Genomic DNA, 19,794 nt, shown 5'->3' with positions numbered 1-19,794 from the left:
GGTGCAAAAAAAGAACCCCTCCCGCACGTCGCGGAAGGGGTGTCTTATAAGCGCGCCTGCCTGAGCAGGGCCAAGTCGGGCTATCAGCCTTCCTTGGTGGTGTCGCCTTCTTCGCTCTTCAGCGAGGAGGGGGCCACGATCGTCGCGATGGTGAAGTCGCGGTCCGAGATCGCGGGCTTCACGCCTGCGGGCAGGGTGACAGCGCTGATGTGGATCGAATCGCCGACTTCGTAGCCGGCAACGTCGACGATGATGTCGTCGGGGATCGCGTCAGGCTGGCAGATCAGTTCGAGTTCGTGACGAACGATGTTGAGGATGCCGCCCTTCTTGAGGCCCGGCGACTTCTCTTCGTTGATGAAGGCCACCGGCACGTCGACGTGGACGACCGAGTCCTTCGAAACGCGCAGGAAGTCTGCGTGCTGCGGACGGTCGGTCACCGGGTGGAAGGCGACGTCCTTGGGCAGGGTGCGGATGGTCTGGCCACCGACAGTGAGCTCGACGACCGAGTTGAAGAAGTGGCCGGTGCCCAGCGCCTTGTTCAGCGCCTTTTCTTCAAGGTGGATCGCGATGGGTTCTTCGTTGCCGCCATAGATCACGGCGGGGGTGCGGCCTTCGCGACGCAGTGCACGGGAGGCTCCCTTGCCTGCCCGATCGCGCGTCTCGGCCGACAGCGTAAGCGTCTCGCTCATGTGTCAGTACCTTCAGCTAAGTTAAATCACGCTTCCTCCGCCACGCCTCCAGGGATGACCATGACAGGGAAGCGGCGGCCCTTAGCGGGTTTGCCGGGAAATGCAAGGGTTGTGGGGTTTTGAGGGCTTTCTGACTTCTTCACTCAACCAACAGGGGAGATGCCGAAGCCGTGATGGCGATACATCCGCCACACAAGTAGATATACGACATTCCCGGTCCTTCGGAGATGTGCCAATGATTGACATTCCCGGGCGCGCGGTGGCTGGCAATTTCTTTGAAGTCGAGAATCGTATTGACGGAAGTTACCTCTGAAAAAACCACTTTTACGGGGATCCGATCGCGCGACTGGAATGTAGGGTAGCTATGAAAAAGCACCGTCACGGTTTGGCTTACGGGATCAATGTCTAACTTATCGAACCGGGAGTCATGGCCAGACATCTCGTCATCAAAAAGAATATGTGTCATCCAAGGCTTCTCTCACTGAGTTCGGTTTCTCTCAAGGCACCCGCCTGATCGTCCACCCACGCGCCATCATCAGGCGTTGCAGGCTGTCAGAGCCCGCCAGATGTGCCGCGCCAACTGCCACGAACGGTTTGGCGCCCGTCTTCAGCATCGCATCCAGCTGATCCGCCCAAGCCCGATTGCGGTCCGTCAACAGAGCCTGATGCAGCCCCGCGTCGGCCAGAAACCCCTCATTCGCCTCGCGCGCTATGCCAAGGTCATCGCCGCGCAGCCATAGCGAGACCATGTCGGCCTCCTCGTCCTTGTCGCTCGCCGCCTCGACCGTCACTTCCTGCAGCAGCACCTGTTGCTGGCGCGCGGGGAGGGCGTCGAAGACGCCGAACTGGCTGTGGATTGTCTCGAACCCGGCGACGGGCTTGTTGCCAGCCAGCTTGCGCAAGGCAGGCTCCGCGCCGCTATCCGGATCGGCACCCGCCTTCTGCCCGGCAATCGCCGCAAGCTGCAGCGCCACCGCCCAGCTTTCGGTATCGGCAAAGTCCGCATCGGAAAGACCGAGCTTGCGATAGACCTCGGCCAGCTTGGCTCGATAGGCAGGCGCAAGCCGCTGCGAGGGCGGCGGCAGGCCCTCGGTCCCGGCCAGTTCCGCCAGGGCCTCCCCCGCCACCTTCTGGTTCAGCGGCTCGGCGATCTCCAGCACCAGGCGGTCTGCCTGCGCCAAAGCCTCACCAATGGCGGGCCGCAACCACTGCGTATCAGGCGGCAGTGCATGGACGGTGCCGAACATGTAGCCGCGCACCGCCCCGGTCCTGTCCTCGATCTGCCATAGCGCCACGCGCGTATCCGGCAGCGGCGCAGGTTTCCCGCGCTCCAGCCAAGCCATGGCCATGCCCAGCAGCAATGCCGGGACCACGGCCCACAACAGGCGCGGCAGGAAGCGAGTCAGCTGCTTCATTGCACCCGCGTCGCCGTCAGACCCTGGGCCTTGAGCATATCCTGCACGCTCTGCACGCCGGCCAGATGCCCTGCGCCCACTGCGATGAACACCGTACCCGGCTGGTCGAGCCGCCTGGCAATCCACGAAGCCCAGTTACGGTTGCGCTGGTAAAGCAGCGTCTCAGCCAGTTCAGGATCGTCCATGTTCTCGTTGATCAGCTTGCCGAGCCCTTCCGGATCGCCCGAACCCCATTCATCAGTCATCGTGCCGATGATGGCAAAGCTCTTGTCGAAATCCCGCACCGCTTCACCAAGGAACTTGAGCTGCGCCTCGCGCGGCAACTGGTCGAACAGGCCCAGCTGGTATTCGACCGTCTCCAGTGCGCCGAGCTTCTTGCCCTTGGCCAAAGCGGCCTTGCGCAGGACTGCTTCCACGCCGCTGTCGGCCCCATATCCGGCCATGGCATAGGGCATGACGCCCAAGGTGATTCCGGCCAGCCAAGGTTCGAGCGGATCGAACGCCTCCGCCGGAATCTTGAGCTTCGCCAGCAGCGCCTCATAAGCTACGCGATCTGCATCAGGCATCAGCGAACGCAGCGTCTCGCCCTTGAGCAGGCCGACAGCCATCACCGTTTTCTGCTGCTCTGCCGCCGGCACTTCCGGAATCTCGGTAATGAGTTCGGCTGACCCGTCGAGCGCCTGTCCCACTGGCCCGTCAAGCCAGACAAGACCCTTTGGCAACGCATGGATCGTGCCGAACAGGTAGATCGTTGTGTCGGCGTCCGCCACCTTCCACAGCGCAGGCTTCAACTGCCTCGGCGCTGGTGCCTCCGCAGCAGGCTTGGCAGCAGGCGCCTCGGCGTGGACCGCTCCGGCAAAGGCGAAGGCGGCCAGGGCAACCGTGGCGGCGAATGTACGATAGGCGCGTTTCATCATCAGGCTCCTTGTGCCCGTAAACAGGTTGCAGGGAAATGAAGGTTTGTGAGTGTGGCGTCAGAGGTGGCGCTGGCGGAACCAGATCACGCCCCACACGGCCATCGTGGCAAGGTAGATCGTCATGCCGTCAACCGCCGGCAGAAACCCGCCGCGATGGCCCAGCCACCAGATCGGTGCCACTGCGCTATAGAAGTAGAGCCCGACCAAGGCCCCGGTACGGTAGGATTGCTCTTCGTGCTCGTCGATATTGCGATGCCAGAACCACGTGACCGGTGCGAGGACGAGCACGATGACGGCGATAAGTGCGGCGGCAACGCCTGCGGGAAGGGGGCCATTGGCCACGTCGAACGGCTGTCCCGGCGCGTCGCCGGCAATACTCATCCACGCCCCCATGACGAGGCCGAGTCCGCCTGCGACCACAGCGCTGATCGTGGCGCGGCGGGCACGGGGCGAAAGCGGACCGTTCTCGCGATAGTAACGGCGCGCGCTGACTCATGCGAACCATAATGCGGCGAGCGTCAGGGAGGCAAACACGCCCATGATGACCCATCCGATCGGCTTGACCTGTTCTTCCTTGCCAAGCGCACCGATAAGGCCCGCAGCAGCGCCTGAGAAGAACACCGCCGCCACCGTCGCGCCAAACATGCGCATGGCAAGCTTGCCGAGGCTCATGGCGGGCTGGTCGATCCGGTCGTCAGTCATGTTGGAAACCATCATCGAAGATCTCCTCGATACGAAGTTGGAACAGGCGTGCGATGCGGAAGGCAAGGGGGAGCGAAGGATCGTGCTTGCCCGTCTCGATCGCGTTCACCGCCTGGCGTGACACGTCGAGTTTCAGGGCAAGATCGGCCTGGCTCCACTGTCGCTCGGCGCGCAAAACTCTCAATCGGTTGTTCATGTCATGCTGACCTGTCCATATGTCAGGTTATGCTGACAATATGTCGCGATTCTCTGACTATGTCAAGAAGACCTTACATGGTGGCGAAAACCGCGCTTGCCGGTTGAATTTGCCGGGCGCATCGGCCAAAGCCGCGCGACCATGGCCGATACTGCTACAACGCCCCTCAGCCTGCAGGACATGATCCTGCGCCTTCATGCTTTCTGGAGCGAGCAGGGCTGCCTGATCCTCCAGCCTTACGACATGCGCATGGGGGCAGGGACCTTCCACACCGCCACCACACTGCGCGCGCTCGGGCCGGAACCGTGGAACGCCGCTTTCGTGCAGCCCTGCCGCCGCCCGACTGACGGACGCTATGGCGAGAACCCCAATCGCCTGCAGCACTATTACCAGTATCAAGTTATCCTGAAGCCGAGCCCCGAAAACCTGCAGGAACTCTACCTGCAGAGCCTCGTCGAGATCGGCATCGACCCGCTGGTCCACGATATCCGCTTCGTGGAAGACGACTGGGAATCTCCCACATTGGGCGCTTGGGGCCTCGGCTGGGAAGTCTGGTGTGATGGCATGGAAGTCACCCAGTTCACCTACTTCCAGCAGATGGGCGGCTTCGATTGCAAGCCCGTCGCGGGTGAGCTGACCTACGGGCTTGAGCGCCTCGCCATGTACATCCAGGGCGTCGACAACGTCTATGACCTGAAGTTCAACAGCCACGGCGTCACCTATGGCGAGGTGTTTCTCGAGAACGAGAAACAGATGTCGAAGTGGAACTTCGAGGTCGCCGATACCGACAGCTTGTTTGAAGGGTTCCGCCGTGCCGAGGCCGAATGCCTCCGCAGCCTCGAGGCCGGCGTGCCCATCGCCGCCTACGAGCAGGCGATCGAGGCCAGCCACCTGTTCAACCTGCTGCAGGCACGCGGCGTGATCTCGGTGCAGGAGCGCGCCAGCTACATGGGCCGCGTCCGCGATCTCGCGCGTGGTTCCTGCGAGGCCTACATGGAAAAGAACGCCGATCAGTGGGCGGCCAAGTATCCGGAGTGGAGCAAGTGAGCGATTTCCTCCTCGAACTGCGCTCGGAAGAAATCCCGGCCCGCATGCAGGCAGGCGCCCGCGCCGATCTCGAAAAGCTGTTCCGCAAGCAGCTTGACGCTGCCGGCCTCAAGGCTGGCGAGATCACCGTCTGGTCCACCCCGCGCCGTCTCGCCCTAATCGCCCGCGACCTGCCGCTGGCAACCGAGGCCGTGTCCGAGGAAACCAAGGGCCCCAAGACTTCCGCCCCCGAACAGGCCCTCGAAGGCTTCCTGCGCAAGACCGGCCTCACCCGTGACCAGTTGACCGAGCGCGATGGCGTCTGGTTCGCCATCACCGAAAAGCCCGGCCGCGCCACCAGGGACGTGCTCGCCGAAGCCATCCCCGCCATCATCCGCGCCTTCCCCTGGCCCAAGAGCCAGCGCTGGGGCGCAGCCTCGCTCTCCACCGAAAGCTTGCGCTGGGTGCGCCCGCTCTCCGGCATCGTTGCCATCCTGGGTGAGGATCTGGTCGAGTGCGAGATCGGCGGGGTGAAGTCGGGCTATGCGACGCTTGGCCACCGCTTCCACCACGCTGGCGAGATTACCATTGGTGGCGCGAGTGACTACGCCGAAAAGCTGCGCGCCTGCCACGTCATCGTCGACCATGTCGAGCGCGAGGCGATGGTGCGCGAAATGGCCAAGGCCGCAGCTGAGGCCGCCGGTCTCGTGTTGGTCGAGGACGAAGGTCTGGTGATCGAGAACGCCGGCCTCACCGAATGGCCGGTCCCGCTGTTGGGCCGCTTCGACGAGGCGTTCCTCGACGTGCCGCCCGAAGTCATCCAGCTCACCGCGCGCGTCAACCAGAAGTACTTCATCTGCCGCGACGCTGCTGGCAAGCTCGCTAACGCCTTCGTCTGCACCGCCAATATCGAGGCCAAGGACGGCGGCACCGCCATCGTCGACGGCAACCGCAAGGTGCTGGCAGCGCGTCTCTCCGATGCCCGCTTCTTCTGGGAGCAGGACAAGAAGAAGCCGCTGGCCGAGCAGGCGCAGAAGCTGTCGCGCATCACCTTTCACGAAAAGCTTGGGACGGTGGCCGACAAGGTCGAACGCGTCGCCAAGCTGGCCGAATGGCTGGCAAGCGAAGGTATCGTGCCGAACTGCGATCCCGCGCTGGCGCGGCAGGCTGCTGAACTGTGCAAGGCCGATCTCGTCACCGAGATGGTCGGCGAATTCCCCGAACTCCAGGGCCTTATGGGCGGCTACTACGCCCGCGCCGAAGGCCTGCCCGACGCCGTAGCCGACGCGATCCGCGATCACTACAAGCCGGTCGGACAGGGCGATGACGTGCCGACCGCGCCGGTGACGGTGGCCGTAGCGCTGGCGGATAAGTTGGATACGTTGATGTGCTTCTTTGCCATCGATGAAAAACCGACGGGCTCGAAGGATCCATTTGCGCTGCGAAGGGCAGCGCTCGCCGTCATAAGGCTTGTTCTCGACAATGGGCTCCGATTCTCGGTCGATGGCTCTCTGGAAACCATGACTGACGTGATTTCGATGAGGCGCCCTGACGATGACAAGGATCAGGCTCGTCGCGACGCTTTGAATGGGCTTTTACTGAACGAGATCGCATCGGGCTCGGCGGGCCTTCATTTATTTATCCTCGACCGCCTCAAGGTTCAGCAGCGCGACGCCGGTGTCCGGCATGACCTTATCGATGCCGTCATTGCACTTGAAGAGGACGATCTCGTCCGCCTGCTCGCCCGCGTCCACGCGCTGCAGGCCTTCGTCGGAACCGAGGACGGCACCAACCTGCTCGCGGGCTACAAGCGCGCGGCCAACATCCTCAAGAAGGAAGGCTTCGCCACCAACCCCAACGCCGGGTCCGAAGGCGAGGGCGTCGTCCCGCCGACCGGCGAGGAAGACCCGCTTGTGCTGGTTGACGACCCCGCGCTCAAGGGCGTCGCTGCGCAGTTCTCGCACCCCGAATGCAACTACACCCGCGAACCTGCCGAACAGGCGCTGGTCGATGCGCTCAATTCCGCAGAACCGCAGGCGGCAGGCGCGATTGCGGCCGAGGACTTCACCGCGGCTATGGCGGCATTGGCGTCCTTGCGCGCGCCCATCGATGCGTTCTTTGATCAGGTTACGGTCAATGATGCGGACGCTAACAAGCGTTCCAGTCGCTTGGCCTTGCTTGACCGCTTCCGTGCTGCAGTGCACAAAGTTGCGGACTTTTCACGCATAGAAGGCTAAGAGCGGGCCGACTCCGGGCCCGTTCCGGCAAGAACAGACTTACGCAGGGAGCCTCGTTGGCGGCATGAGCGCATACGTATTCCACTTCGGCGGCGGCGCATCGTCTTCGGACGCGCGGGCCAAGGACAAGACCATCGTCGGCGGCAAGGGCGCGAACCTTGCGGAAATGGCCGGGATCGGCCTGCCGGTGCCTCCGGGTTTCACCATCAGCACCGAAGTCTGCACCGCCTACAACGCCAGCGGCAAGGCCTTTGACGATGCCTTGCGCACAGGCGTCGCCAACGGCGTTGCGCATATAGAGAAGGCCACCGGCCGCACCTTCGGCGATGCGTCGAACCCGCTGCTCGTTTCGGTCCGCTCGGGCGCGCGCGTCTCGATGCCGGGCATGATGGACACCGTCCTCAACCTCGGCCTCAATGACCAGACCGTTGAAGGTCTCGCCGCCGGTTCGGGCGATCCACGTTTCGCTTGGGACAGCTACCGCCGTTTCATACAGATGTATTCCGACGTGGTGCTTGGCCTCGACCATCACCGCTTCGAGGACGCACTGGAAATCGTCAAGGAGGACAACGGCTTCTTCAACGATGTTGAGCTTGGTGCTGAACACTGGCAGGCGCTCGTCGGCGAATACAAGGCTATCGTGGAAGACCAGCTCGGCCGCCCGTTTCCGCAGGACGTGCACGAACAGCTGTGGGGCGCCATCGGCGCCGTGTTCGACAGCTGGGAGTCCGACCGCGCCAAGGTCTACCGCAAGCTCAACGACATTCCGCATGACTGGGGCACCGCCGTCAACGTGCAGGCGATGGTCTTCGGCAACATGGGCGATACTTCGGCCACTGGCGTCGCCTTCACCCGCGACCCGGCGACCGGCGAGAAGGCCTATTACGGCGAATGGCTGGTCAATGCCCAGGGCGAAGACGTCGTCGCCGGCATCCGCACGCCGCAGTACCTGACGCGCGCCGCACGTGAGCGGGCAGGCGCCAAGCCGCTGTCGATGGAAGAGGCGATGCCCGGCGCCTATGCCGAGCTCGCCGCTGTGTTCGAGCTGCTCGAAAAGCACTATCGTGACATGCAGGACATCGAGTTCACCGTCGAGCAGGGCAAGCTGTGGATGCTGCAGACCCGCTCGGGCAAGCGCACCGCCAAGGCCGCCCTCAAGATGGCGGTGGACATGGTGGCTGAAGGCCTCATCGATGAAGCCACCGCCATCAAGCGCATCGATCCGATGGCGCTCGATCAGCTTCTGCACCCCACGCTCGATCCCAAGGCGCAGCGCGACGTGCTGACCAAGGGCCTGCCGGCATCACCGGGCGCGGCTTCGGGCGCGGTCGTGTTCGACGCCGATACCGCGCAAGCCCGCGCCGAGCGTGGTGACGCCGTGATCCTCGTCCGCGTCGAAACTTCGCCCGAAGACATCCACGGCATGCACGCTGCCAAGGGCATCCTCACGGCTCGCGGAGGCATGACCAGCCACGCTGCCGTCGTCGCGCGTGGCATGGGCCGCCCTTGCGTCTCGGGCGCGTCGGGCGTGTCGATTGACATGGCCAGCCGCACCGCGAAGATCGGCAACCGCGAGATCAAGGAGGGCGATGTCATCACTCTCGATGGCTCGAACGGCGATGTCATGGCCGGTCTCGTGCCGACGGTGGAGCCGGAACTCGTTGGCGATTTCGGCACCTTGATGACCTGGGCCGACAAGCACCGCCGCATGAAGGTGCGCACCAACGCCGAAACGCCGCTCGATTGCCAGGTCGCGCGCCAGTTCGGGGCCGAAGGCATCGGTCTGTGCCGCACCGAGCACATGTTCTTCGAAGCAGGCCGCATCAGCGCAGTGCGCCAGATGATCCTGGCCGAGGACGAGAAGGGCCGCCGCGCTGCCCTTGCCAAGCTGCTGCCCGAACAGCGCAGCGACTTTCAGTCGATCTTCGAGGTCATGGCGGGCCTGCCCGTCACGATCCGCCTGCTCGACCCGCCACTGCACGAATTCCTGCCCCACGCCGATGCCGAGTTTGCCGAACTTGCCGAAGCCACCGGGCTTGGCGTCGAACACCTGAAGCGCCGGGCGGGCGAACTCCACGAATTCAACCCGATGCTGGGCCACCGCGGTTGCCGCCTCGGCATTACCTTCCCGGAGATCTACGAGATGCAGGCCCGCGCCATCTTCGAGGCGGCCTGCGACGTTGCCGAGAAGAGCGGCGATGCACCGATTCCCGAAGTGATGATCCCCCTGGTCGCCACGCGCAAGGAACTCGAAATCCTGCGTGCGCTGATCGACCGGGTCGCGCTCTCGGTTTTCACCGAGAAGGGGCGGACGCTGGAATACATGGTCGGCACCATGATCGAGCTGCCGCGCGCCGCACTGATGGCAGGCGAGATTGCCGAGGAAGCCAAGTTCTTCTCGTTCGGTACCAACGATCTCACCCAGACCACGCTCGGCGTCAGCCGTGACGACGCAGCGCGGTTCCTAAACCCCTACGTCGACCAGGGCATCTACCCGCGCGATCCGTTCGTGAGTCTCGACATTGAAGGCGTCGGCCAACTCGTCGAATTGGCAGCAGAACGTGGCCGCAAGACGCGCCCGGACATCAAGCTCGGTATCTGTGGCGAGCATGGTGGCGATCCGGCTTCCATCGCGTTCTGCGAGAAGACCGGCCTCGATTACGTCTCGGCAAGCCCCTATCGCGTGCCGATTGCACGGCTCGCGGCGGCCCAGGCGGCTTTGGGCTGATAACCTATCTGGAGTGTTTCCCCGGGGAAACACTCCACGTTGGTGCGTCGAACTTGCCTTGTGGGCGGCTCAGAACTTGGGCGGGCGCAGGGCCTTCGCCCAGCCGCTGAGCGTCAGAATCTCGAACCTTTCGTTAACCTTGCCGTCGGAATCCCGGCGAGCGTCGAAAGCTGCATGTGCGCGGGCCAGCGCGGCTTTCCCCAAGGGTGCGCCGGGTCGGGCAAGGCAGTTGCTAAGACCTTGTCCACGCAAGTCAGCGATCATCCCGGCGAACGAGCTGAACCGTACGTCGACGTGATGGCTGTCGATCACCGGGTCGGCGAAACCGGCCCGCTGCAACAGCTGCCCGCCAGCGCGCACGTCGACTTGAGGATGGATGCGCGGGGAAGGGCGGTCACCATCGGCTTCGAGCATGATCGCGCGCAACGCCGGTAGCGACCCCGCCCCGAGGAAACACGCAATCATCAACCCACCATCGGCCAGAGCGCGGCGCAGGTGCACCAGCGCGCCGGGCAGATCATTGGCGGTATTGAGTGTGCCGAGGCTGGCGATGAAGTCGTACCCGGCAGGGGCAGGGTAGGGCGCCTCTTCGTCGACCAGCACGTCTCCCAATGCAGGATCGCGGCGGTCAACAGTGGCGCCCGAGGCCGCCAAAGCCGCACCAATCGCGTCGGTCCAGTCACCGATGACCAGAGCCCGCCGTGGTTCGTGGCGGAGGAAGGACAGGCGCTCGATCACGTCCTCGACCATGTCATCGACGATATAGCGCGGCGCGTCCGGAGGCGTTTGCAGATGCGCCATGCGGCGGCGGACGGCATTCCGCCGATTTCGAGCAAAAATAACGGGGGGAGTACTGGCCATTTCCGGGCAGTGCCCGTGTCCGCCGGTCTTGCCAAGAGGGGCATTCGTGCGACGATGCGGCAATGCCTTTGTCTGCTGCGCAGTTCTCCGCCGTGTTGACGCCGATCGTCGACTTCGTGTTCCCGCCCCGCTGCCCGCTGTGTGGCAGTCCCGTGGCGGCGCATGGTGGGCTTTGCCTGGGCTGCTGGGGCAAGATCGTCGTCCCGTCGGGCACTTGCTGCAAGCTCTGTCAACGCCCGATGGGGGAACAGCACGGGGCAGAGGCCGACCTGCTCTGCGCGCCGTGCATGGCAGAGCCACCCAGGCACACCGGTATCTCCGCTGCGACGCTCTATAACGAGCCGTCCCGCGCGCTGGTGCTGGCTCTCAAGCATGGACGGCGAATCGGGCTTGTGCCGATGATGGCCCGGATGATTCTGCCAAGGCTCGCCGGACTTGAAGGAGAATGGCTTGTTGTGCCGGTGCCGCTCCACCGCTGGCGGCTGATGCGGCGCGGATTCAACCAGTCGGCTCTTCTGGCGCGGGAACTTGCGAGATTGACCGGCCAGCAACTCATGGTTGATGGACTGCTTCGCCCGCGGGCGACGCCGTCACTTGGCGGTCTGAACCGCAAGGCTCGAGCTCGCGCGCTTACCGGTGCGATCCAGCCCAATCCGCGCCTCGCTTCGCGCTTGTCAGGAGCGCGCGTCTTGCTGGTCGATGACGTGATGACCAGCGGCGCGACGACGGATGCCTGCATGGTGGCACTGCGCAAGGCCAAGGTGGCCGAGGTGAAGATTGCCTGCTTTTCGCGGGTTCTCGACGAAGCCCTTGATGATCTGCGCGCTCTCCCGGAGCCGGATGTGCAGGGCTGATGCCGTCGACAAAAGGAAACGCCCGGAACCGAAGTTCCGGGCGCCCTCGTGACGAAATTCTTGCGGCGTCCGCGTTGACCGCGATACCGACGGCCCCCTGACCGTCCCGCTTTTACCCTCACCATCCGGTCTCGCTTCGCGCGGCCCCTTTGGGCCTGCTGCGAGGCAGCCAACCGGCCCCTCATCAAGTGTCCCTGAACATTGGCGCTACGTCCACTGCCGCCCGGTTGCGGGCTGGCGGTTCAGTTGACGGTTCCCTCAAACCGCTGCGTCTTCATCACCCATTCATGCTTTGGACGGAAGCAGATTGTTCTGCGGCCATGGCTTTTGCAGCATTGTGTGGTTATCGTGCAACAAAACCGCCACACACAGTGACCTTCAGGAAGGCAACCCCCACTTTGTCATCTTCATGCGATGCCGGGCTGCGCGAGCAGGGCAACCAACTCATGCCGAAATTCGATTCGAACGGCCTGCTCACCGCTGTCGCCGTCGATCATGCGAGCGGGGCTCTACTGATGCTGGCGCACATGAATAGCGAGGCGCTGGAGCGGACGCTCGAGACCGGCTTTGCGCACTTCTTCTCACGTTCGCGCGGCAAGCTGTGGATGAAGGGTGAAAGCTCAGGCCACGTGCTAAAGATCGTCGAGATCAGGGTGGATTGCGATCAGGACGCGCTGGAACTTCGGGTCGAACCGGCGGGTCCAGCGTGTCACACGCTGGCGCCGACCTGCTTCTATCGTCGCATTACTCCGGAAGGCTCGTTGCAACGCATCGTCGATTGACGCTTACGTAAAGGTTAGTTAGCTTGGCGACATGTCACAGCATGCCGCCACAGCGACTCGCGATCCGTCTGCACAGAACGAGCACACCGGGCATCTCGATCAGCCCGATGCGCTCAAGCGTGACCAGTTCACCATTTCCGATCTTTCCAACGAGTTCGGGGTGACGGCCCGTGCACTGCGCTTCTATGAAGACGAAGGGCTGATCGCGCCCGAACGGATCGGGCTGTCACGCATCTATTCCAAGCGGGACCGCGCGCGTCTCGCCTGGATCATGCGCGCCAAGAACGTGGGTTTCAGCCTCGCTGAGATTCGCGACATGATCGATCTTTACGACATGGGTGACGGGCGCGCCGAGCAGCGCCGCGTCACGATTGCCAAGTGTCGTGAGCGGATCGAGAACCTGCGTCGCCAACAGGCGGACATTGCTGCGACCATCGACGAGCTGACCAGCTTTGTCGATCTCGTCATCGCCAAGGAGCGGTCTGAAGGCCGCGATCCAACGGTCTGAAAGCCGAACGCTTAAAGGGACAGGACCAAATGCCGATCTACAACGCGCCGACCCGCGACACCCGTTTCGTCGTCAACGAACTGATCCGCCTTGAAAGCTATGGCAACCTGCCGGGCTTCGAAAGCGCAACGCCGGATATGACCGATGCGATCATCGAGGAAGCAGGACGCTTCGTTTCCGAGGTCATCGCTCCGCTCAACCTTTCCGGGGACCGGGAAGGTTGCACTCGCCATCCCGACGGCAGCGTGACCACGCCGACCGGCTTCAAGGACGCCTATCGCCAGTATGTCGAAGGGGGTTGGGGGACGCTCTCCGCGCCCGAAGCCTACGGCGGTCAGGGGCTCCCCCACGTGATGGGCTTCATCATGGAAAAGTACCTTGCCACGGCCAACCAGGCATTTGCGATGTACCCCGGCCTTGCCAATGGCGCGATCTCGGCAATCATCGCCAAAGGCTCGCCCGAGCAGCAGGCCAAGTACCTGCCCAAGATGGTCACCGGCGAATGGCTCGGAACCATGAACCTGACCGAGCCGCATTGCGGCACCGACCTCGGCATGATCCGCACCCGCGCCGAACCGCAGGCCGATGGTTCCTACGCCATCACCGGCACCAAGATATTCATCTCGGCGGGCGATCATGACCTGACCGAGAACATCATCCACCTCGTTCTCGCCAAGACGCCGGGTGCCCCGGAATCGAGCAAGGGTATTTCACTGTTCATTGTCCCAAAGTTCATCGTCAATGACGACGGTTCGCTGGGCGAGAAGAACGGCGTCTCGGTCGGGTCCATCGAGGAAAAGATGGGCATTCACGGCAACGCCACCTGCGTCATGAATTATGACGGGGCGAAAGGCTGGATGGTCGGCGAGGAGAACAAGGGCCTTGCCGCCATGTTCATCATGATGAACGCCGCGCGCCTTGGCGTGGGCATGCAAGGGCTGGCGCAGGCCGAAGTCGCCTATCAGAACGGCCTTGCCTATGCGCTTGACCGCCGCCAGGGCCGCGCTCTGACGGGGCCGGCCGATCCGCAGGCCAAGGCTGATCCGATCATCGTCCACCCCGACGTGCGCCGCATGCTGATGGACGCCAAGACCTTCATCGAGGGCATGCGCGCGCTGTGCCTGTGGGGCGCGCTGCAGGTCGACCTGTCGCACAAGGCGGCGACGGCAGAGGAGCGCCAGATGGCTGACGACCTGATCAGCCTGCTCACCCCGGTGATCAAGGGCTATGGCACCGACATGGGCTACAAGGTGGCCACCGACATGCAGCAGGTCTGGGGCGGTCACGGCTATATTGCCGAGAATGGCATGGACCAGTTTGTCCGCGATGCGCGCATTGCGATGATCTACGAAGGCACCAATGGCGTTCAGGCGATGGACCTTGTCGGGCGCAAGCTGGCGCTGAACGGCGGGCGCGCGATCCAGGCGTTCTTTGCGCTGATCGATGCCGAGTGTGCCGAAGAGTCCTCGGATGAGACGGTAAAGCTCGTCGGCGAACGTCTCGCCAAGGCCAACGGCGAACTGAAGGCCGCGACGATGTGGTTCATGCAGAACGCCATGGCCAACCCGAACAACCTTGGCGCCGGCGCCTATGCCTACATGACGTTGACGGGCATCGTGTCCCTCGGCCTGATGTGGCTGCGCATGGCAAAGGTTGCGGCTGCTGCCCTGGCAGATGGCACCGAAGACAAGGCGTTCTACGAGGCCAAGCTGACCTGCGCCCGCCATTGGGCAACGCGCTATACCACCGAAGCCGGGGCGCTGCGCCGCCAGGTGGAGGCCGGTGGCGATACGATCATGGCGCTGACGCCGGAGCAGCTCGCCATCGCCTGATGCGGTGATCTGACAAGTCGGCTCGCTTGACGGGCTGCGCCTCGCTGAGGCCTAGTTCTGCCGATAATGGGAGACAGGCATGATCAGGCGCAGCCCCAAGGAGCTTATCGAGCTCTACTGGACGGAAGTCTGGAACAACCGCAACGCCGAACTCATTCGAGAGCTCTGTGCCGATCCGATTGTTCGTCACGATCCCGGCGGTGTGTCGGCGCTGTCGCTCGAGGACCAGATTGCGCGGGTGCGTCAGCAGAGCGAAAAGGCTGAGCCGTACTTCGAGCACGAAGTGCTGCATGCCGACGATACCTATGTGACCTCGGTGTGGAACATGCACACCCGCAAGGGTGAGCGGATCGAACTCTGCGGAATCGAAGTGTTCAAGGCGATCGACGGCAAGTTCACCGACTGCTGGAATTCGAGCTACGTTGCCGGTCGCTGGGGGCGTGAAGGCGACGCCTCGGTGCCGCAGGACCTGCCCGAACCTGCGCTTGTTGCCACGATGGACGGGATCACGCCCACATGGCTGCAGGCGGTGTTCCAGCATGGAGATGTGCCTGCGCCGAGGGTGAGCCTCGTTGCCACAAAACCCATCGGACACGGCAATCTGTCGCAGACGATCCGGGCGGCGGTAACCTACAATGCGAACGCGGCGGATGCGGTTGGGTCCGTCATCTGCAAGATCACATCGGGCATTCCGCAGGCCGTGTCCGTGGCGGGCGATTATGGCGTCTATCACCGGGAGTGCGAGGTCTACCGGTTCCTTGGGCCTGTGCCGCCGCTCGCTACGCCACGCGCCTATTGGGCCAGGACCGGCGCAGACGGTCGCACGATCAATCTCGTGCTCGAGGACCTTTCAGAGCGCGCCCGTCCGGGAGACCAGATCGCCGGCTGCAGCGTGGCCGAAGCCGAGGCGGTGGCACGCGAACTCGCAGCGCTGCATGCGGCAACCTGGGGTGATCCTCGCTTGGATGCAGCCGATTGGCTGTTTGATCGAGCGGCGCTTGCAGGGCGGTCTGCCGAGGGGTTCGCGCTCGCTGTGACGGAGTGGAAGCGGCGCTTTGCCGGAAGGGCAGAGCCCGCGCTGATCGACGCAATAGAGAGTTTCGTGCCGCGCATTCGCGGGCATATCGAAGCTGCGGCGGAGGGGCATGCGCTGGTGCATGGCGAGCCCCGCGTCGACAACGTCCTGTTCGAGGATACGCCAGAGGGCCCACGCGCCTGGCTGATCGATTGGCAATTTGCCGCGCGCGGCAGTCCGATGTTCGACCTTGCCTATTTCTTGTCGGGTTCACTTTCGCCTGAGGATCGCCGGGCTTGCGAGGCCGCGCTGATTGAACGCCATGTTGCAGCGATGGCGGAGGTTGCACCCGAGTGGGGACTCGAACAGGCGCGGGCCGAATATGCGATGGCCTTGCCGGTCCCCTTGCAGTTCACGGTAGGGGCGATCCTCGCCATGCCGGAGAGCGATCACGGCGATCGGTTGCTGCTGACCCTTGCCGAGCGCAATGTTGCAGCGCTGCGGGACTGGGGTCTGGCCTAGCCGAGGACTTCGTCAAGCAGTTCCATCAACGCAGCCCAGCTCTGGCGGTCGGCGCTGGCGTCATAGCCGATGGCGGCCATGCCCCGCTCGTCGCTGCCCGGATCGGTGAAGCCGTGGCGGACGCCGCTGTAGCTGTGGAAGTGCCAGTTGGCTCCGGCAGCGTCCATTTCTTCCCAGAATGCCATGACTTGCGCGCGCGGAACCATTGGGTCGGCGTCGCCATGGCAGACCAGGATCCGGGCTTTCACGGCACCGGGTGAAGCGGGGGTCTGCGTGTCGAGCAGGCCGTGGAAGCTGGCGGCCAGGACGAGTTCCGCCCCGTCGCGCGCCAACTCGAGTGCGGCCTGTCCGCCCATGCAGTAGCCGATCGCGGCAACGGCCAGACCTTGCGCTTCCGCTCGCCCGGTCAGAGCAGCAAGGGCGGCGTGCAGGCGCTGGCGGTAGCTTTCCGCGCTTGCGCGCAATGGCCCCGCCAGTTCACGCGCGTGGTCGAAATCGCGGACCTGTACGCCGTAGAAATCGGCGACCATCGCCAGACAACCCGCCTGCGCCAGCATGTGGGCGCGGCGGATCATCGGGGCATTGCAGTTGGCGATCGTCGGCAGGACCAGCACGGCGGCGCGGGGCGGCCCGTCAGGCTTCACCAGAAAGCCGGTGAGGGCCAAGTCACCGTCGGCGTAATCGACCTGTTCGACCGCCATCGCGCTTACTCCGGCAGGAAGTCCGGAACCGAAAGATAGCGCTCGCCGGTATCATAGTTGAAGCCGAGCACGCGGCTGCCGGCGGGCAGGGTTTCAAGCTTCTGGGCAATCGCCGCCAAGGTCGCGCCTGAGGAAATGCCGACGAGGATGCCTTCCTTGGCCGCGCACTGCCGCGCCATTTCCTTGGCATCGGCCGGATCGACGGTAATGGCTCCGTCGATAGACTTGGTGTGAAGGTTGCCGGGAATGAAACCGGCGCCGATGCCTTGGATCGGGTGAGGGGCCGGCTGTCCGCCCGAGATGACCGGCGAAAGCGTCGGCTCGACCGCGTAGGCTTTGATCGAGGGCCAGTGCTTCTTCAACTCCTCGGCGCAGCCGGTGAGGTGGCCGCCGGTGCCGACTCCGGTAATCAGCACGTCGATCGGTTCGCTGGCGAAATCCTTGAGGATTTCCTGGGCCGTCGTCCGTACGTGGACGGCGACGTTGGCAGGATTGTCGAACTGCTGGGGCATCCATGCACCCTCGGTCGATTCGACGAGTTCGCGGGCGCGCTCGATGGCGCCCTTCATGCCCTTTTCACGCGGGGTGAGGTCGAAGGTGGCGCCATAGGCGAGCATCAGCCTGCGGCGTTCGAGCGACATTGATTCGGGCATGACGAGGACCAGCTTGTAGCCCTTGACCGCTGCGGCCATGGCAAGACCGATACCAGTGTTGCCCGAGGTCGGCTCGATGATCGTGCCGCCGGGCTTGAGGCTGCCATCAGCCTCTGCTGCCTCGATCATGGCGAGGCCGATCCTGTCCTTGATCGAGCCGCCGGGATTGGCGCGCTCGTTCTTCACCCATACCTCGTGGTCGGGAAACAGGCGGGACAGGCGAACGTGCGGTGTGTTGCCGATAGTGGCGAGGATGGAATCCGCTCTCATGTCGCTTGGCTCCTCTTGGTGAAGGGATTGGATGGAGTCTTGGGGGACAGCCTAGGACTATCTGTACCGCGCTGCAAAGGTTCGCGCGTTCTTCAGTTCCGGGAAAAGGAAAAACCACGCCGCCGTCACGGCAATGGCGCTGATGCCGCCGAAGATCACGGCGCCGACAGCACCGATCAGGGCCGCGGCCACGCCCGATTGCATTTCGCCCAGTTCGTTGGATGCCGAAATGGCCAGGCCGGAGATGGAGGAGACACGTCCGCGAACGTCATCCGGGGTGTGCAACTGCACGAGCGTGCTACGGATGAATACCGAAACCATATCCCCCGCGCCGATGCCGACCAGCATCAGCAGCGACAGGTAATAGTTCGTCGATAGTCCGAAGCCGATGGTGAAGAGGCCGAAGATCACCACGCCCAATAGCATCTTGTTACCGACATTCTGCGTGATTGGCTTGCGGGCCAGGACGAACGCGACAAGCGCAGCACCGAGGCCTGGCATTGCCCGCATCAAGCCGAGGCCATCGGCGCCGACCGGTCGTCCGTCGATGAAGAGAATGTCGCGGGCGAAAACCGGCAACAGTGCGGTGGCTCCGCCGAGGAGCACTGCAAATAGATCGAGCGTGACGCAACCGAGCAGAAATCGGTCGTTCCACACGAACGAGAGGCCTTGGAGAATCTGGCGCAAGGGGTGCGCGTTGCGGTTGCCTTCCGGCGGCGGAATCCTGCGGATGCCAAAGATGCAGAAAGCGCCCAGCGCCAGCAACCCGGTCGACAACCAATAGGGCAGGGACGGGTGCCCTGCGAAAAGCAGGCCAGCAATGGCCGGGCCTCCCACCGAGCCGGTCTGCCATGCCATCGAATTGATCGCCACCGCCTTTGGCATCAGTTCTGCAGGTACGACATTGGGTGCAATGGAGGATAGCGCAGGGCCGATAAAGACGCGCGCGGTTCCGTGGAGAGCGCCAAGCCCGAACAGCAAAGGTAACGACAGGGCCTCGGCATAAGTGCAGATCGCGAGTGACAGGGCGACAACCAGGTCGATGCACATCGCAAGCCCCGCAACGTTGCGCCGATCGAACCGGTCGGCGACCACTCCGGCTACGGGAGTAAGCAGAAACAGCGGCAGAAACTGCGCAAGGCCGAGCAAGCCAAGCTGGAATGCGGCCTGGGCGATCGACATCCCGTATTGTCCGCGGGCAACGTCATAAAGCTGGTACCCGAGGATCACTACCATTCCCGATGTCGCAAGCACCGAAAAAAAGCGGGCGATCCAGAATCGCCGGTAATCGGGAATGGCAAGCGGCGAGGAGGGCGAAGCCGAAGTCGGGGAATCAGGAGGAGCTGTGGTCACGGCCGGTGCAATGCCAGCCGACCGGGACGATGCCAAGAAAGCAAAATTTGGGGCTGGCGCAGCAACTGGGCTGCGGCAAGGACCATGCGCGGAGCGTCAGCCCTGACTGCGCGACCGGGGTCCGGGCTGGATGGCGCGGATCAGCTTGTTGAAATCATCAAGGCGGATGATTCGCTCGAACTGGAAACCGGCACGATCGCCGTCGGTCCACACGAGAAAGGCCTCAATGCGTCCGATGACCGGCAGCCGCACTGTAACGCGTTCTCCTCGGCCAAGATCGCCGCAGCCATTGGCCATGAACCCGGTTGTCGAGATATTGGCGAACTGCAGCATGATGTCGCCCCGTGCGCGATGTTGCCCGATCACGGGCAAATTGACCGGGTGCCGGGTGGAACGACGCAGATCGGTGACTGAAAGCTGGGCTCCGCCGCGCATCGTTCCTCCTGGCGCATGAGTGACTATGCCGAAGGATATAGGACCGAAATGGCGAACAATTCGTAAAGCTGCGGCAGAGGCTTGCCGGAACCGGCAGG

The 19,794-nt window shown here is 63.6% G+C and carries 20 protein-coding genes; 8 read left to right on the top strand and 12 right to left on the bottom strand.

Going from position 1 to position 19,794, the window contains the following annotated elements; all coding sequences use genetic code 11:
- Window positions 1–83: 83 nt before the first annotated feature.
- From AC3WLM_RS01700 to AC3WLM_RS01670, 7 genes are all read right to left on the bottom strand, one after another.
- A complete protein-coding gene (locus tag AC3WLM_RS01700; RefSeq protein WP_039331184.1) occupies window positions 84–689 on the bottom strand; it encodes a 50S ribosomal protein L25/general stress protein Ctc in 606 nt (201 codons plus the stop codon).
- A gap of 139 nt (window positions 690–828) precedes the next feature.
- Window positions 829–1,155, bottom strand: a complete 327-nt coding sequence (locus AC3WLM_RS01695; protein ID WP_492476416.1) for a hypothetical protein — start codon at window positions 1,153–1,155, stop codon at window positions 829–831.
- A 31-nt stretch (window positions 1,156–1,186) separates the two neighbouring features.
- Complete coding sequence (locus AC3WLM_RS01690; RefSeq protein ID WP_492476415.1) at window positions 1,187–2,104, bottom strand: TraB/GumN family protein; 918 nt, start codon at window positions 2,102–2,104, stop codon at window positions 1,187–1,189.
- Entirely contained in the window at window positions 2,101–3,018 is a 918-nt protein-coding gene (locus tag AC3WLM_RS01685) for a TraB/GumN family protein (protein WP_492476414.1), read from the bottom strand. The genes AC3WLM_RS01690 and AC3WLM_RS01685 overlap by 4 nt, the downstream gene beginning before the upstream one ends.
- A gap of 60 nt (window positions 3,019–3,078) precedes the next feature.
- Complete coding sequence (locus AC3WLM_RS01680; protein WP_492476413.1) at window positions 3,079–3,441, bottom strand: hypothetical protein; 363 nt, start codon at window positions 3,439–3,441, stop codon at window positions 3,079–3,081.
- 72 nt (window positions 3,442–3,513) lie between these two features.
- Window positions 3,514–3,738 (bottom strand): hypothetical protein, encoded by a 225-nt coding sequence (locus AC3WLM_RS01675; RefSeq protein ID WP_492476412.1) that lies wholly within the window; start codon window positions 3,736–3,738, stop codon window positions 3,514–3,516.
- Window positions 3,716–3,919: a helix-turn-helix transcriptional regulator gene (locus AC3WLM_RS01670; protein WP_039331181.1), complete on the bottom strand. Its 204-nt coding sequence runs from the start codon at window positions 3,917–3,919 to the stop codon at window positions 3,716–3,718. Before AC3WLM_RS01670 ends, AC3WLM_RS01675 begins: the two co-directional genes overlap by 23 nt.
- A gap of 141 nt (window positions 3,920–4,060) precedes the next feature.
- Here AC3WLM_RS01670 and AC3WLM_RS01665 point away from each other — a divergent pair, with 141 nt between their 5' ends.
- From AC3WLM_RS01665 to ppdK, 3 genes are all read left to right on the top strand, one after another.
- The gene (locus AC3WLM_RS01665) at window positions 4,061–4,966 is read left to right on the top strand and encodes a glycine--tRNA ligase subunit alpha (protein ID WP_062347963.1); all 906 of its coding nucleotides are present in this window, start codon (window positions 4,061–4,063) and stop codon (window positions 4,964–4,966) included.
- Window positions 4,963–7,182 (top strand): glycine--tRNA ligase subunit beta, encoded by a 2,220-nt coding sequence (gene glyS, locus AC3WLM_RS01660; RefSeq protein ID WP_492476411.1) that lies wholly within the window; start codon window positions 4,963–4,965, stop codon window positions 7,180–7,182. The genes AC3WLM_RS01665 and glyS overlap by 4 nt, the downstream gene beginning before the upstream one ends.
- Window positions 7,183–7,246: 64 nt before the next feature.
- Window positions 7,247–9,910: a pyruvate, phosphate dikinase gene (gene ppdK, locus AC3WLM_RS01655; protein ID WP_492476410.1), complete on the top strand. Its 2,664-nt coding sequence runs from the start codon at window positions 7,247–7,249 to the stop codon at window positions 9,908–9,910.
- A gap of 69 nt (window positions 9,911–9,979) precedes the next feature.
- On the opposite strand, the gene AC3WLM_RS01650 is transcribed toward ppdK, so the two are convergent.
- Window positions 9,980–10,711, bottom strand: a complete 732-nt coding sequence (locus AC3WLM_RS01650; protein ID WP_492476409.1) for a class I SAM-dependent methyltransferase — start codon at window positions 10,709–10,711, stop codon at window positions 9,980–9,982.
- A gap of 122 nt (window positions 10,712–10,833) precedes the next feature.
- Here AC3WLM_RS01650 and AC3WLM_RS01645 point away from each other — a divergent pair, with 122 nt between their 5' ends.
- The 5 genes from AC3WLM_RS01645 to AC3WLM_RS01625 all read left to right on the top strand — a co-directional run bounded on the left by AC3WLM_RS01645 (window position 10,834) and on the right by AC3WLM_RS01625 (window position 16,284).
- Window positions 10,834–11,625 (top strand): double zinc ribbon domain-containing protein, encoded by a 792-nt coding sequence (locus tag AC3WLM_RS01645; RefSeq protein ID WP_492476408.1) that lies wholly within the window; start codon window positions 10,834–10,836, stop codon window positions 11,623–11,625.
- A gap of 446 nt (window positions 11,626–12,071) precedes the next feature.
- Complete coding sequence (gene hisI, locus AC3WLM_RS01640) at window positions 12,072–12,407, top strand: phosphoribosyl-AMP cyclohydrolase (RefSeq protein ID WP_039331484.1); 336 nt, start codon at window positions 12,072–12,074, stop codon at window positions 12,405–12,407.
- A 31-nt stretch (window positions 12,408–12,438) separates the two neighbouring features.
- Window positions 12,439–12,915 carry a MerR family transcriptional regulator gene (locus AC3WLM_RS01635; protein ID WP_039331172.1) on the top strand — a complete coding sequence of 159 codons (477 nt, stop codon included), beginning with the start codon at window positions 12,439–12,441 and terminating at the stop codon, window positions 12,913–12,915.
- A 29-nt stretch (window positions 12,916–12,944) separates the two neighbouring features.
- Window positions 12,945–14,747 (top strand): acyl-CoA dehydrogenase C-terminal domain-containing protein, encoded by a 1,803-nt coding sequence (locus AC3WLM_RS01630; RefSeq protein WP_062347884.1) that lies wholly within the window; start codon window positions 12,945–12,947, stop codon window positions 14,745–14,747.
- Window positions 14,748–14,826: 79 nt separating this feature from the next.
- On the top strand, window positions 14,827–16,284 hold the full coding sequence (locus AC3WLM_RS01625; protein WP_492476407.1) for a phosphotransferase: 1,458 nt from the start codon (window positions 14,827–14,829) through the stop codon (window positions 16,282–16,284).
- Here AC3WLM_RS01625 and AC3WLM_RS01620 read toward each other — a convergent pair.
- The 4 genes from AC3WLM_RS01620 to AC3WLM_RS01605 form a co-directional block, all read right to left on the bottom strand.
- A complete protein-coding gene (locus tag AC3WLM_RS01620) occupies window positions 16,281–16,985 on the bottom strand; it encodes a dienelactone hydrolase family protein (RefSeq protein ID WP_492476406.1) in 705 nt (234 codons plus the stop codon). The two genes, AC3WLM_RS01625 and AC3WLM_RS01620, sit on opposite strands and share 4 nt — an antisense overlap.
- A gap of 5 nt (window positions 16,986–16,990) precedes the next feature.
- Window positions 16,991–17,908, bottom strand: coding sequence for a cysteine synthase A (cysK, locus tag AC3WLM_RS01615; protein WP_492476405.1), 918 nt, complete (start codon window positions 17,906–17,908; stop codon window positions 16,991–16,993).
- Between the two features lie 57 nt (window positions 17,909–17,965).
- Window positions 17,966–19,261 carry an MFS transporter gene (locus tag AC3WLM_RS01610; protein ID WP_370584354.1) on the bottom strand — a complete coding sequence of 432 codons (1,296 nt, stop codon included), beginning with the start codon at window positions 19,259–19,261 and terminating at the stop codon, window positions 17,966–17,968.
- A 96-nt stretch (window positions 19,262–19,357) separates the two neighbouring features.
- Entirely contained in the window at window positions 19,358–19,696 is a 339-nt protein-coding gene (locus tag AC3WLM_RS01605) for a PilZ domain-containing protein (RefSeq protein ID WP_492476404.1), read from the bottom strand.
- Window positions 19,697–19,794 lie beyond the last annotated feature (98 nt).

It is taken from the genome of Novosphingobium sp. FW305-C-30-35 (genome assembly GCF_058783135.1).
Note: the sequence above shows the minus strand (reverse complement) of the source record. Positions and strands in the feature narration are given on the sequence as shown.

Coding starts and splice junctions, on each gene's coding strand:
- cysK (WP_492476405.1), bottom strand. CDS start 17,908: ATGAGAGCGGATTCCATCCTCGCCACTATCGGCAACACACCGCACGTT.
- AC3WLM_RS01670 (WP_039331181.1), bottom strand. CDS start 3,919: ATGAACAACCGATTGAGAGTTTTGCGCGCCGAGCGACAGTGGAGCCAG.
- AC3WLM_RS01650 (WP_492476409.1), bottom strand. CDS start 10,711: ATGGCGCATCTGCAAACGCCTCCGGACGCGCCGCGCTATATCGTCGAT.
- AC3WLM_RS01685 (WP_492476414.1), bottom strand. CDS start 3,018: ATGAAACGCGCCTATCGTACATTCGCCGCCACGGTTGCCCTGGCCGCC.
- AC3WLM_RS01605 (WP_492476404.1), bottom strand. CDS start 19,696: ATGCGCGGCGGAGCCCAGCTTTCAGTCACCGATCTGCGTCGTTCCACC.
- AC3WLM_RS01635 (WP_039331172.1), top strand. CDS start 12,439: ATGTCACAGCATGCCGCCACAGCGACTCGCGATCCGTCTGCACAGAAC.
- AC3WLM_RS01675 (WP_492476412.1), bottom strand. CDS start 3,738: ATGATGGTTTCCAACATGACTGACGACCGGATCGACCAGCCCGCCATG.
- hisI (WP_039331484.1), top strand. CDS start 12,072: ATGCCGAAATTCGATTCGAACGGCCTGCTCACCGCTGTCGCCGTCGAT.
- AC3WLM_RS01695 (WP_492476416.1), bottom strand. CDS start 1,155: ATGACACATATTCTTTTTGATGACGAGATGTCTGGCCATGACTCCCGG.
- AC3WLM_RS01630 (WP_062347884.1), top strand. CDS start 12,945: ATGCCGATCTACAACGCGCCGACCCGCGACACCCGTTTCGTCGTCAAC.
- ppdK (WP_492476410.1), top strand. CDS start 7,247: ATGAGCGCATACGTATTCCACTTCGGCGGCGGCGCATCGTCTTCGGAC.
- AC3WLM_RS01620 (WP_492476406.1), bottom strand. CDS start 16,985: ATGGCGGTCGAACAGGTCGATTACGCCGACGGTGACTTGGCCCTCACC.
- AC3WLM_RS01700 (WP_039331184.1), bottom strand. CDS start 689: ATGAGCGAGACGCTTACGCTGTCGGCCGAGACGCGCGATCGGGCAGGC.
- AC3WLM_RS01690 (WP_492476415.1), bottom strand. CDS start 2,104: ATGAAGCAGCTGACTCGCTTCCTGCCGCGCCTGTTGTGGGCCGTGGTC.
- AC3WLM_RS01645 (WP_492476408.1), top strand. CDS start 10,834: ATGCCTTTGTCTGCTGCGCAGTTCTCCGCCGTGTTGACGCCGATCGTC.
- AC3WLM_RS01665 (WP_062347963.1), top strand. CDS start 4,061: ATGGCCGATACTGCTACAACGCCCCTCAGCCTGCAGGACATGATCCTG.
- AC3WLM_RS01625 (WP_492476407.1), top strand. CDS start 14,827: ATGATCAGGCGCAGCCCCAAGGAGCTTATCGAGCTCTACTGGACGGAA.